This is a genomic window from Bacillus sp. AR8-1, from assembly GCF_008042345.1.
Taxonomy (GTDB): Bacteria; Bacillota; Bacilli; order Bacillales; family Bacillaceae_G; genus Bacillus_A; species Bacillus_A cereus.
The window spans coordinates 57113-69793 of record NZ_QNUB01000010.1 but is presented as its reverse complement, the minus strand read 5'-3'; the positions used below and the strand labels follow the sequence as shown (position 1 = coordinate 69793).

Genomic DNA, 12681 nt, shown 5'->3' with positions numbered 1-12681 from the left:
ATACGCGCCATTCCTCGTGAATATAAGTTAAAGTGAAATAATTGCTAATACTTTTTAAAGAAACGAGGAGGAAACGCGGAATGGAAATATTAAAAGTTAAAGCAACGTCGGTCCCTAATTCTGTAGCTGGTGCACTTGCAGGTGTTATTCGCGAACGCGGAACAGCAGAAATTCAAGCTATTGGTGCAGGTGCATTGAACCAAGCGGTAAAGGCAGTAGCAATCGCAAGAGGATTTGTAGCGCCTAGTGGTTTGGACCTGATTTGTATCCCAGCGTTTACAGATATTATGATTGATGGCGAAGAGCGTACAGCAATAAAATTAATTGTAGAACCTCGTTAAGTTTTAAACAACCTGTTTGCAGTATGCAAACAGGTTGTTTTTATAATGGAGGACTGAAAATGAAAATTTTTGATGCTCATTGTGACGTGCTTCTTCAGTTATGGAGTGCACAAGGGAAAAGGAATTTTAACGATGATTCACAATTACATATTACATTTGAACAGTTAAAGAGAAGAAAAGGAAGTATACAATGTTTTGCTATATATGTACCAGAAACAGTGGCATATGAAAACCGATTTGAAGCAGCATTACAAATGGTAGATATTTTTTATAATGAAATTTTATCCCTACCAGGTGTAAAGTTTATTCAGACAAAAGATGATATTAACATGTTAAAACAGGACGAGGTTGGAGCGATATTAACACTAGAAGGATGCGAAGCAATTGGAAAAGAAGCAATGAAATTACGGTTGTTGTATCGCCTAGGAGTACGTTCTTTTGGACTAACATGGAATTATGCCAATCTCTTAGCTGATGGTGCGCTAGAGACACGTGGGGCGGGTTTAACGAATTTTGGTAAACAGGTTGTACAAGAACTGAATGCGCTACATGTATGGACTGATGTGTCTCATCTAAATGAAAGAAGTTTTTGGGATGTTATAGAGATTGCAAAAAATCCTATTGCTTCCCACTCAAATTGTATGAAACTTTGCGAGCACCCACGTAATTTAAACGATGAACAACTTAAAGCTCTTATAAAGAAAAATGGCATGATCGGTGTCACTTTTGTACCGCAGTTTCTAACAAGTGAAAGGCAAGCAAATATAACTGATATCATAAAACATATCGAATATATTTGCTCGCTAGGTGGAGAAAACAATATAGGGTTTGGTTCAGATTTTGATGGGATTGTAGATACGGTTGTCAATGTATCTGCCTATGGAGATTATGAAAATGTCATGAATGAGCTTTATAAATACTATGCTGCATCTACTGTAGAAAGATTTTTATATGATAATTTTGTTGAACATATGAGTTTTTAAGTTTGCGGTTTAAAATTCAGAAAAATTAAAATTAATTCATTTGATTTTATTGCTTTTTTTAAGACCTAATACTAGAATGAAAAACAAAATAGCTTTATACTAAAGATTCAGGGAAATCAGAAGAGGCATAATTTGCGTCCGTTGTAGTTTATTTGCATAAAAAATGCTAAACTATTACTGTAAAAAAATACACTACAATGAATGCAGCCAAAAGGGGTGTAGGAGATGATTAGTCAACTTTCATGGAAAGTTGGAGGCCAACAAGGTGAAGGAATTGAAAGTACAGGAGAAATCTTCTGTATTGCATTAAACCGATTAGGATATTACCTATACGGTTACCGCCACTTCTCATCACGTATAAAAGGCGGCCATACAAATAATAAAATTCGTGTAAGTACAACAGAAGTACGCGCGATCTCAGATGATTTAGATATTTTAATTGCTTTTGACCAAGAAACAATTGATTTTAACTTCCACGAACTACGTCCAGGTGGAATTGTAGTTGCGGATGCGAAATTTAATCCAACAATACCCGACAATACAGATGTAAATCTATATGTGATACCGTTTACAGATATTGCTTCAGAATTAGGCACATCATTAATGAAAAACATGGTTGCTGTTGGAGCATCAAGTGCAGTATTAGGATTAGACGAAACAGCTTATTTAGATGTTGTTGAAGAAATCTTTGGTCGTAAAGGAGAGCAAGTCGTTCAAAAGAATATGGACGCAATTAAACGCGGCTCTCAATATATGAAAGAATTACTAGGTGAGAAAGTAAACATGATGCAGCTTGAAAAAGCTGATGGTAAAAAACGCATGTTTATGATTGGAAACGATGCAATCGCATTTGGTGCGGTAGCTGGTGGTGCTCGTTTTATGTCAGCATACCCAATCACACCTGCATCAGAAATTATGGAATACTTAATTAAAAAATTACCGAAAGTCGGCGGAACAGTAATCCAAACTGAGGATGAAATTGCAGCTTGTACAATGGCAATCGGCGCAAACTATGCTGGTGTTCGTACATTAACTGCATCTGCTGGTCCTGGTCTGTCATTAATGATGGAAGCAATCGGTTTAGCAGGTATTACAGAAACCCCATTAGTAATTGTTGATACACAACGTGGTGGTCCAAGTACGGGATTACCAACGAAACAAGAACAGTCTGACTTAATGGCGATGATTTACGGTACGCATGGTGAAATTCCAAAAATCGTAATGGCGCCAAGTACAGTTGAAGAAGCTTTCTATGACATTGTAGAAGCATTTAACTTATCTGAAGAATATCAAGTTCCTGTTATTTTCTTAACAGATTTACAGCTTTCGTTAGGAAAACAAACAGTAGAACCACTTAAATTAGATAAAGTGGAAATCCGTCGTGGTAAGCTTGATTTAGAAGCAGAATTACCAGAACGTGAAAATAAAGCATACTTCAAGCGTTATGAAGTAACTGAAGACGGCGTTTCGCCGCGTGTTTTACCTGGTATGAAAAATGGTGTTCACCATGTTACAGGTGTAGAACATGATGAAACTGGAAAGCCATCGGAATCAGCAATAAACCGTAAAGATCAAATGGACAAACGTTTCCGTAAAATGGAGAACTTGAAGTTTAATACCCCTGTTTATAAAAATGTTAAGCATGAAGAAGCAGATGTATTGCTTGTTGGATTTAACTCAACTCGTGGTGCGATCGAAGAGGCAATGACGCGTTTAGAACAAGAGGGTATGAAAGTAAACCATGCTCATGTGCGTTTAATTCACCCGTTCCCAACAGCTGAAATCGATCCACTTGTGAAAAAGGCGAAGCGTGTTGTAGTAGTAGAAAACAATGCAACAGGTCAACTTGCTAACATTATGAAAATGAATCTTGGTAATGGTGAGAAAATTTCTAGTCTTTTAAAATATGATGGAAACCCATTCTTGCCGAAAGAGATTTACAACGAATGCAAAAAAGGGGTTGTATTAAATGGCAACATTTAAGGACTTTCGTAACAGTGTAAAGCCAAACTGGTGCCCAGGTTGCGGAGACTTCTCAGTGCAAGCTGCAATTCAACGTGCAGCAGCTAACGTTGGCTTAAATCCAGATGAACTTGCTGTTATTTCTGGTATCGGCTGTTCAGGCCGTATTTCAGGTTATATTAATTCATATGGTGTGCATAGTATTCATGGTCGTGCCCTTCCGATTGCACAAGGTGTGAAAATGGCAAATCGTGATTTAACAGTTATCGCTTCAGGTGGTGACGGTGATGGATTTGCGATTGGTATGGGACATACAATCCATTCTATTCGTCGTAATATCGACATTACGTACATCGTAATGGATAACCAAATTTACGGATTAACAAAAGGGCAAACTTCACCACGTAGTGAAGCTGGATTTAAAACGAAAAGCACACCACAAGGTTCAATTGAACCATCACTAAATGTAATGGAAATGGCTTTAACAGCTGGTGCGACATTTGTGGCGCAAAGCTTTTCGAGTGATTTAAAAGAATTAACACAAATTATTGAAGCTGGTATTAACCATAAAGGATTTTCATTAATTAACGTATTTAGCCCATGTGTTACTTACAATAAAGTAAATACTTACGATTGGTTTAAAGAGAATTTAACGAAACTAAGCACAGTAGAGGGATATGATCCATCTAATCGCATGATGGCTATGCAAACGTTAATGGAAAATAACGGTTTAGTAACAGGTTTAATTTATCAAAATACTAAGCAACCATCATATCAAGAACTTGTTAAAGGCTATAGTGAAGAGCCTTTAGTGAAATCTGATTTAAATATGGATCAGAAAATGTTTGATGAGCTTGTTGCTGAATTTATGTAATGTAAGAAGAGGAGGTTGCCGATTTGGCAACCTTTTTTATGTGCAAAAAATATAGGGTAGTTTTATTTACTTAGAAAATTCAGAATGGTAAAATAATATGTAAATCGTTGTATGAAAATGGCAAGTTCATTGCTTATGAAATGTAAGATAATAAAGGGCCTCTGAATTGTTAAAATTGGCGAAACACGTCATACTATGGTAATGTTTATAGGGATAAAGCAATATGCTTTTGGGTAGGACAACAAGAAATGATAAAAAGGGAATGTCTATTTGCGTGGGGAAGACTTCATTCTTATGAATGATTAGATTGATTACTCAAGTTTCAAAGGACAAGTTATCTCCAAGCTATCTAACCATTTTTGAGGTGAGTCTAAGCGCATTAAAATGGACTATAGAGTGTGTATAGTTAAGGGTGAAAGGAGATTACCGATGAACGAGCAACAACGATTAGCAAGTCAACAAGCAAATTCCTCTACGAAAAAAGAAGAGAAAGATTATAGTAAATACTTTGAAAGTGTATATCAACCACCTTCCTTAAAGGATGCGAAAAAGCGCGGGAAAGAAGAAGTTAAAATTGAACGGGATTTTGGCTTACCTGAAGAGTTTCGCAATTTTGGTACAGGCCGAAAGTTCTATATTCGTACATATGGTTGTCAAATGAATGAGCATGATACGGAAGTAATGGCAGGTATTTTCACAACACTTGGATATGAACCAACTTTTTCAACTGAGGATGCAGATGTAGTTTTATTAAACACTTGTGCCATTCGTGAAAATGCTGAAAATAAAGTGTTTGGTGAACTAGGCCATTTAAAGTCACTAAAACGAAGAAATCCGGACCTTTTAATTGGTGTATGTGGTTGTATGTCTCAAGAAGAATCTGTTGTAAATAAAATTATGCAAAAAAATCAGCATGTAGATATGGTGTTTGGAACGCATAATATTCATAGATTACCGTACATTCTAAAAGATGCGATGTTCTCGAAGGAAACGGTAGTTGAAGTTTGGTCAAAGGAAGGCGACGTAATTGAAAACCTTCCGAAAGTACGCCGTGGTGATATTAAAGCTTGGGTAAATATTATGTATGGCTGTGATAAATTCTGTACGTATTGTATTGTACCGTATACACGCGGAAAAGAGCGAAGTAGACGTCCAGAAGATATTATCCAAGAGATTCGTCACTTAGCTGCGAATGGTTATAAAGAAATTACGTTACTTGGTCAAAACGTAAATGCATATGGTAAAGATTTTGAAGATATAGAATACGGTCTTGGCGATTTAATGGACGAACTTCGTAAAGTTGATATTGCCCGTATTCGTTTTACAACGAGCCATCCACGTGATTTCGATGATCACTTAATTGAAGTGCTTGGCAAAGGTGGCAACCTAGTAGAACATATCCATTTACCAGTTCAATCTGGAAGTACGGATATGCTGAAAATTATGGCACGTAAATATTCGCGTGAGCATTATTTAGAACTTGTAAGAAAAATTAAAGAAGCAATTCCAGATGCAGTATTAACAACAGATATTATCGTTGGTTTCCCAAATGAAACAGATGAGCAATTTGAAGAAACGATGTCGTTATATCGTGAAGTAGGGTTTGATACTGCCTTTACATTCATTTATTCTCCGCGCGAAGGTACACCAGCTGCAAAAATGAAAGATAATGTACCGATGGAAGTAAAGAAAGAACGTCTTCAACGCTTAAATACACTAGTAAATACGTTGGCAATTGAAAAGAATAGTCGTTACAAAGGTCAAATTGTAGAAGTGTTAGTTGATGGGGAAAGTAAAAATAATCCAGAAGTACTTGCAGGTTATACTCGTACGAATAAACTTGTAAACTTCGTTGCTTCAAAATCTTTAATTGGTCAGCTTGTGAAAGTAAAAGTAACGGAAGCAAAAACTTGGTCTCTTAACGGGGAATTAGTTGAAGAGCCGATTGAGGTGAAATAATAGATGAAAGTATATTCGAAAGATGACATTGTTGAACAAGCGAAAGAATTAGCAAAAATGATTTCTGAAACAGAAGAGGTTGATTTTTTTAAGAAAGCAGAGGCGCAAATTCATAAAAATGAAAATGTAAAGCGCGCAATCGATGAAATTAAAGCACTGCAAAAACAAGCAGTAAACTTGCAACATTACGGGAAATGGGAAGCTTTAAAAAAGGTAGAAGCTGAAATTGATGCATTGCAAGATAAGTTAGACAGTATTCCAGTTGTACAAGAATTTAAATCTTCACAAACATATGTAAATGACTTATTACAGTTAGTTGCTAGTACAATTTCTAACAACGTAACAGATGAAATATTAATTTCAACTGGTGGCGATGTACTAAAGGGTGAAACTGGCGCAGCGGTAGAAAGTAAAAAAGGAAATTGTGGTTGTTAAAGAGATGTCATATTGACATCTCTTTTTTTTAGTTGATTAAACGTAAGTTCTTCTCAAAAAAAGAATGACACATTCCGCTATTGTCACGCATATGATTAAGTGAATAGTGATTGAGGAGGGTTACGAATGTCCGAATTTAGAGAGATTATTACAAAAGCAGTGGTTGGAAAAGGACGTAAGTATACAAAGTCAACGCATACATGTGAATCGAATAATGAACCAACAAGTATTTTAGGGTGCTGGGTAATTAACCACTCGTACGAAGCAAGAAAGAATGGGAAGCATGTGGAAATTGAAGGTTTCTATGATGTGAACACTTGGTATTCATTTGATGGAAATACAAAGACTGAAGTTGTAACAGAACGCGTGAACTACACGGACGAAGTCAGCATTGGTTATCGTGATAAAAACTTTTCTGGTGACGATTTAGAAATTATTGCTCGTGTTATTCAGCCACCAAATTGTTTAGAAGCGCTTGTATCACCAAACGGTAATAAAATTGTTGTAACTGTAGAACGTGAATTTGTAACAGAAGTAGTTGGAGAAACGAAAATTTGTGTAAGTGTAAATCCTGAAGGCTGCGTAGAATCAGATGATGATTTCCAAATTGCTGATGATGAATTTGAAGAATTAGATCCGAACTTTATCGTTGATGCAGAAGAAGAGTAATAGAAAGCTAGGGAGAAGTTCTTCCTAGCTTTTTACTTTACATAAGTGGCGCTGAATGAACATGATTCTTTATGAAATATGTTATAATGAAGATAGACTCCTGAAATAGGAGATATGGATGTCCGTGAAATGTGACATATATGAAAATTGATTACTATGTAAGAATTATGGAGGAAAAGTATGACGCAATATACCCCTATGATACAGCAATATTTAAAGGTTAAGGCAGACTATCAAGATGCCTTTTTATTTTTCCGATTAGGCGATTTTTATGAAATGTTCTTTGAAGATGCCGTTAAAGCAGCTCATGAGCTTGAGATTACATTAACGAGCCGAGATGGTGGCAGTAGTGATCGTATACCGATGTGCGGTGTACCCCATCATGCAGCTAAAAATTATATTGAACAACTTGTTGAAAAAGGATATAAAGTTGCTGTTTGTGAGCAAGTGGAAGATCCAAAAACAGCTAAAGGTGTAGTGCGCCGTGAAGTAGTACAACTAATTACGCCAGGAACGATGATGGAAGGGCGTACAATTGATGAGAAAGAAAACAACTTCTTAGCCGCATTAACACATTTTGAAGATGGATCATATGCTTTAGCTTGTAATGATTTAACGACTGGACAAAATACAGTAACGTTATTGACTGGTTCAGTAGAAGATATTTTATTGGAAGTGTATGCAACTGGTTCGAAAGAAATTGTTGTAGATTCTTCATTTTCTAAAGATGAATTAAATAAATTAACTGAAACGTTAAAAATGACAATTTCATATGAAGATGCAACGGCAATTCCTGAAGGATTAGAACATCTTGTGAAAAATGTTTCGCAAGCAAAGTTAATTAAAGCAATTGGACGCTTATTTAACTATGTGATAAGAACGCAAAAACGTTCATTAGATCATTTACAACCTGTAGAAATTTATTATACGAATCAATTTATGAAAATTGATGTGCATTCAAAGCGAAATTTAGAGCTGACGGAAACACTTCGAACGAAAGAAAAAACAGGATCATTATTATGGCTATTGGATAAAACAAAAACAGCTATGGGTGGTCGTATGTTAAAACAGTGGATGGAACGTCCACTTATTCAGAAAGAAAAAGTTGAAGAGCGTTTAGAAATGGTTGAAACATTTGTAAATGATTACTTCTTACGTGAAGATTTAAAAGAAAAATTAAAAGAAGTATATGATTTAGAACGTTTAGCAGGAAAAGTTGCATTTGGTAATGTCAATGCAAGGGACTTATTACAGTTAAGACGATCTTTACTTCAAGTGCCAGCTATTTTAGAAGCGATTAGTTTGTTAGATAATGCTTATGCAGCAAGGTTAATTCAAGGAGCGGATCCATGTGAGAGCTTAACTGAATTACTAGGAAGAAGTATTCAAGAAAACCCACCGCTTTCTATTAAAGATGGAGATATTATTAAAGACGGTTATAATGACAAGCTTGATCAATATCGTTACGTTAGTAAAAACGGAAAAACGTGGATCGCTGAGCTTGAAAAACGAGAGCGTGATATTACAGGAGTTAAATCGTTAAAAATCGGGTACAACCGTATTTTCGGCTACTACATTGAAGTGACGAAGGCGAATCTTGCAGCACTTCCAGAAGGCCGCTACGAACGAAAACAAACGCTTGCTAATGCTGAACGTTTCATTACAGATGAACTGAAAGAAAAAGAAACGTTAATTTTAGAAGCAGAAGAAAAAATTGTACAACTAGAATACGATTTATTTACAGCGCTTCGTGAAGAAGTAAAAGTATTTATTCCGAAATTACAACATTTAGCGAAAGTAATTAGTGAATTAGACGTACTGCAAAGTTTTGCGACAGTTAGTGAAGAAGAACAGTTTGTAAAACCTGTACTAACAACGAAGCGTGAAATCTTTATTAAAGATGGTCGTCATCCTGTCGTTGAAAAAGTATTGAACGGGAAATTGTATGTACCGAATGATTGTATTATGCCAGAGGAGATGGATGTCTTTTTAATTACAGGACCGAACATGTCTGGTAAAAGTACGTATATGAGACAGTTAGCACTTGTAACGGTTATGTCACAAATTGGTTGTTTCGTACCAGCAACAGAAGCAGTATTACCTGTATTTGACCAAATCTTTACGAGAATTGGTGCAGCAGATGATTTAATTTCAGGTCAAAGTACATTTATGGTCGAAATGTTAGAAGCGAAAAATGCAATTGCAAATGCATCAGAAAGAAGTTTAATTTTATTCGATGAAATTGGACGCGGTACATCTACGTATGATGGCATGGCACTTGCACAAGCAATCATTGAACATATTCATGACCAAATTGGTGCAAAAACGTTATTCTCTACGCATTATCACGAATTGACTGTGTTAGAAGAGAGTTTAAATCAACTGAAAAATGTACACGTTTCAGCAATTGAAGAGAATGGAAAAGTAGTATTCCTTCATAAAATTCAAGATGGAGCAGCTGATAAAAGTTACGGAATTCACGTTGCGCAACTTGCCGAGCTTCCAGATAGCTTAATTGCCCGCGCGAAAGAAGTGTTAGCACAACTAGAAGGACAGGAAGAAATTATTATTCCAAAGCGTGTAGAAGTAAAGGTACAAGAAGTTGTTCCAGAACCTGTAGTTGTAAAAGAAGAACCGGCAGAAATAGAAGAAAAGAAAGAAGAGACTGAAGAAGAGTCACAACTATCTTTCTTTGGAGGAGACCAATCTTCAAAAAAACAAGACAAGCCTGTGCTTGATCAAAAAGAAAGCGCAGTACTTGCGCAAATTAAAAAAATCGATTTACTTGATATGACACCTTTAGAAGCGATGAACGAATTGTATCGCTTACAGAAGAAGTTAAAGAAAGGATGAGTAAGTAGATGGGGAAAATTCGCAAACTCGATGACCAACTCTCTAATTTAATTGCGGCAGGGGAAGTAGTAGAGCGCCCTGCCTCAGTCGTAAAAGAACTTGTGGAAAATTCTATCGATGCGAATAGTACATCTATTGAAATCCACTTAGAAGAAGCTGGGTTATCGAAAATTCGTATCATTGATAACGGTGATGGTATTGCAGAAGAAGATTGTATCGTCGCTTTTGAACGCCATGCGACGAGTAAAATTAAAGATGAAAACGATCTGTTTCGTATAAGAACACTCGGTTTCCGCGGTGAGGCATTGCCGAGTATTGCCTCTGTTAGTGAATTAGAATTAATTACTAGCACAGGTGATGCGCCTGGTACACACCTCATCATTAAAGGTGGAGACATTATAAAGCAAGAGAAAACTGCGAGCCGAAAAGGAACAGATATTACAGTACAAAACTTATTCTTTAATACACCAGCGCGTCTTAAATATATGAAAACCATTCATACGGAGCTCGGGAATATTACAGATATCGTGTATCGTATTGCAATGTCACATCCAGAAGTATCGTTAAAACTGTTTCATAATGAAAAGAAATTGCTTCATACATCAGGTAACGGTGATGTAAGACAAGTACTTGCATCGATTTACAGTATTCAAGTTGCGAAGAAGCTTGTTCCAATTGAAGCGGAATCTTTAGACTTTACAATTAAAGGCTATGTAACATTACCAGAAGTAACGAGAGCATCTCGTAATTATATGTCAACGATCGTAAATGGTCGTTACGTTCGAAACTTTGTACTAATGAAAGCAATTCAGCAAGGATACCATACATTACTGCCAGTCGGCCGATATCCAATTGGCTTCTTATCGATTGAAATGGATCCAATGCTAGTTGACGTTAACGTACATCCAGCGAAATTAGAGGTTCGTTTTAGTAAAGAACAAGAATTGCTAAAGCTTATCGAAGAAACATTGCAAGCTGCATTTAAAAAAATACAGCTCATTCCAGATGCAGGCGTAACAACGAAGAAAAAAGAAAAAGACGAAAGTGTGCAAGAACAGTTCCAGTTTGAGCATGCGAAGCCGAAAGAACCATCCATGCCGGACATCGTTTTACCAACTGGCATGGATGAAAAACAAGAAGAACCGCTGCCTGTGAAACAGCCAGCACAACTGTGGCAACCGCCGAAACAAGAATGGCAACCACCACAGTCGCTCATAAGAGAAGAACAAAGTTGGCAGCCATCTACTAGACCGATAATTGAAGAACCAATTCGAGAAGAGAAATCGTGGGACAGTAATGAAGAGGACTTTGAACTAGAGGAATTAGAAGAAGAAGTTCGGGAAATAAAAGAGATTGAAATGAATGGGAATGACTTACCACCGCTTTATCCAATTGGACAAATGCACGGAACATATATTTTCGCTCAAAATGATAAAGGCTTATATATGATTGACCAGCATGCCGCGCAGGAACGTATTAATTATGAATACTTCCGTGATAAAGTAGGAAGAGTAGCGCAAGAAGTACAAGAGTTACTTGTACCGTACCGTATTGATCTATCTCTTACTGAATTTTTACGTGTCGAAGAACAGTTAGAAGAACTAAAAAAAGTCGGGCTATTTTTAGAACAATTCGGCCATCAATCCTTTATCGTCCGCTCACATCCAACGTGGTTCCCGAAAGGACAAGAAACAGAAATTATCGATGAAATGATGGAGCAAGTCGTTAAACTAAAAAAAGTTGATATTAAAAAGTTACGTGAAGAAGCAGCCATCATGATGAGCTGTAAAGCATCCATTAAAGCGAATCAATATTTAACGAACGATCAAATATTTGCTTTACTGGAAGAACTACGTACAACAACAAACCCGTACACATGCCCGCACGGAAGACCAATTCTTGTGCATCATTCTACTTATGAGTTGGAGAAGATGTTTAAGAGGGTTATGTAGGGTGAATAAAATTACATTTCAAAAGGGAGCAACATTTACTGTTGCTCCCTTTTAATATGTAGATTTAATTGTTAAACGAAAATAAGGTGGAGTAATTTTGCAGTTTATTTCTTGGTTGCGTTAGCTTAAATTTATCTATGTATAAAAAAGCGCTGTATACAGCACTTTTTAAAAGGTGCATGAATTGTATAATAAAGGTTTCTACATTACTAACCAAATAACTATGCATGGCCAAATGTTGCTTCTTATTTGGCTAATTGTTATAAGGATCTATACAATTATTTATTTTTATTATTATTGATTTTTTCAGTGTATAGAACTTGCTCTTTATAGTGCTTCTTAATTGGAAAGTTATGTGTACCTGTCCCGTTCTTGAATTTTTTATCAATGGGGTTCTTTAGAGGAACTGTTGTAGTTTCAGTAAATTCATATGGGTAATTTATTTTAGATTTATCTTCAAACATGAAAATGCCTCCTTTTAGGATCTCCTAAATTCTTTACTATAACATGATATGCATATAGATTTTTTTTGGACTAGTTATTTATATAGGTTAATGGAATTTAATTACATAACCACTGAAACATTTTAAAGGAAAACAATTTGAGAAGAAATGGTAAGGATAGCTGTTAGCTCCTATTGTTGTTTTTTTGTT

10 protein-coding genes are annotated in these 12681 nt (G+C 36.1%); 9 read left to right on the top strand and 1 reads right to left on the bottom strand.

The genetic code is table 11. From position 1 onward, the window contains the following. Nucleotides 1–80: 80 nt before the first annotated feature. The 9 genes from spoVS to mutL all read left to right on the top strand — a co-directional run bounded on the left by spoVS (nucleotide 81) and on the right by mutL (nucleotide 12028). Nucleotides 81–341: a stage V sporulation protein SpoVS gene (spoVS, locus tag DN400_RS07260; protein ID WP_000404341.1), complete on the top strand. Its 261-nt coding sequence runs from the start codon at nucleotides 81–83 to the stop codon at nucleotides 339–341. Nucleotides 342–400: 59 nt separating this feature from the next. Next, nucleotides 401–1324 carry a dipeptidase gene (locus tag DN400_RS07255; protein ID WP_000688047.1) on the top strand — a complete coding sequence of 308 codons (924 nt, stop codon included), beginning with the start codon at nucleotides 401–403 and terminating at the stop codon, nucleotides 1322–1324. 225 nt (nucleotides 1325–1549) lie between these two features. After that, the gene (locus tag DN400_RS07250) at nucleotides 1550–3307 is read left to right on the top strand and encodes a 2-oxoacid:acceptor oxidoreductase subunit alpha (RefSeq protein WP_000625417.1); all 1758 of its coding nucleotides are present in this window, start codon (nucleotides 1550–1552) and stop codon (nucleotides 3305–3307) included. Beyond that, the gene (locus DN400_RS07245; RefSeq protein WP_000190155.1) at nucleotides 3294–4160 is read left to right on the top strand and encodes a 2-oxoacid:ferredoxin oxidoreductase subunit beta; all 867 of its coding nucleotides are present in this window, start codon (nucleotides 3294–3296) and stop codon (nucleotides 4158–4160) included. The genes DN400_RS07250 and DN400_RS07245 overlap by 14 nt, the downstream gene beginning before the upstream one ends. Nucleotides 4161–4589: 429 nt before the next feature. Then, the gene (miaB, locus tag DN400_RS07240) at nucleotides 4590–6119 is read left to right on the top strand and encodes a tRNA (N6-isopentenyl adenosine(37)-C2)-methylthiotransferase MiaB (protein ID WP_001005391.1); all 1530 of its coding nucleotides are present in this window, start codon (nucleotides 4590–4592) and stop codon (nucleotides 6117–6119) included. A gap of 3 nt (nucleotides 6120–6122) precedes the next feature. Further along, entirely contained in the window at nucleotides 6123–6554 is a 432-nt protein-coding gene (locus DN400_RS07235) for a YlbF/YmcA family competence regulator (protein ID WP_000870460.1), read from the top strand. 126 nt (nucleotides 6555–6680) lie between these two features. Beyond that, nucleotides 6681–7223 (top strand): outer spore coat protein CotE, encoded by a 543-nt coding sequence (gene cotE / locus DN400_RS07230; protein WP_001288799.1) that lies wholly within the window; start codon nucleotides 6681–6683, stop codon nucleotides 7221–7223. A gap of 180 nt (nucleotides 7224–7403) precedes the next feature. Then, nucleotides 7404–10076, top strand: coding sequence for a DNA mismatch repair protein MutS (mutS, locus tag DN400_RS07225; protein WP_065229237.1), 2673 nt, complete (start codon nucleotides 7404–7406; stop codon nucleotides 10074–10076). Nucleotides 10077–10084: 8 nt separating this feature from the next. After that, a complete protein-coding gene (gene mutL, locus DN400_RS07220) occupies nucleotides 10085–12028 on the top strand; it encodes a DNA mismatch repair endonuclease MutL (RefSeq protein WP_016080555.1) in 1944 nt (647 codons plus the stop codon). 278 nt (nucleotides 12029–12306) lie between these two features. Here the strand turns inward: mutL and DN400_RS07215 are convergent, their stop codons facing one another. Continuing rightward, entirely contained in the window at nucleotides 12307–12492 is a 186-nt protein-coding gene (locus DN400_RS07215; RefSeq protein WP_000461138.1) for a hypothetical protein, read from the bottom strand. Nucleotides 12493–12681 lie beyond the last annotated feature (189 nt).

Bases quoted from the DNA above. Each gene is read 5' to 3' on its own strand.
- mutS (WP_065229237.1), top strand. From the start codon at position 7,404: ATGACGCAATATACCCCTATGATACAGCAATATTTAAAGGTTAAGGCA.
- DN400_RS07215 (WP_000461138.1), bottom strand. From the start codon at position 12,492: ATGTTTGAAGATAAATCTAAAATAAATTACCCATATGAATTTACTGAA.
- DN400_RS07255 (WP_000688047.1), top strand. From the start codon at position 401: ATGAAAATTTTTGATGCTCATTGTGACGTGCTTCTTCAGTTATGGAGT.
- DN400_RS07250 (WP_000625417.1), top strand. From the start codon at position 1,550: ATGATTAGTCAACTTTCATGGAAAGTTGGAGGCCAACAAGGTGAAGGA.
- DN400_RS07235 (WP_000870460.1), top strand. From the start codon at position 6,123: ATGAAAGTATATTCGAAAGATGACATTGTTGAACAAGCGAAAGAATTA.
- spoVS (WP_000404341.1), top strand. From the start codon at position 81: ATGGAAATATTAAAAGTTAAAGCAACGTCGGTCCCTAATTCTGTAGCT.
- DN400_RS07245 (WP_000190155.1), top strand. From the start codon at position 3,294: ATGGCAACATTTAAGGACTTTCGTAACAGTGTAAAGCCAAACTGGTGC.
- miaB (WP_001005391.1), top strand. From the start codon at position 4,590: ATGAACGAGCAACAACGATTAGCAAGTCAACAAGCAAATTCCTCTACG.
- mutL (WP_016080555.1), top strand. From the start codon at position 10,085: ATGGGGAAAATTCGCAAACTCGATGACCAACTCTCTAATTTAATTGCG.
- cotE (WP_001288799.1), top strand. From the start codon at position 6,681: ATGTCCGAATTTAGAGAGATTATTACAAAAGCAGTGGTTGGAAAAGGA.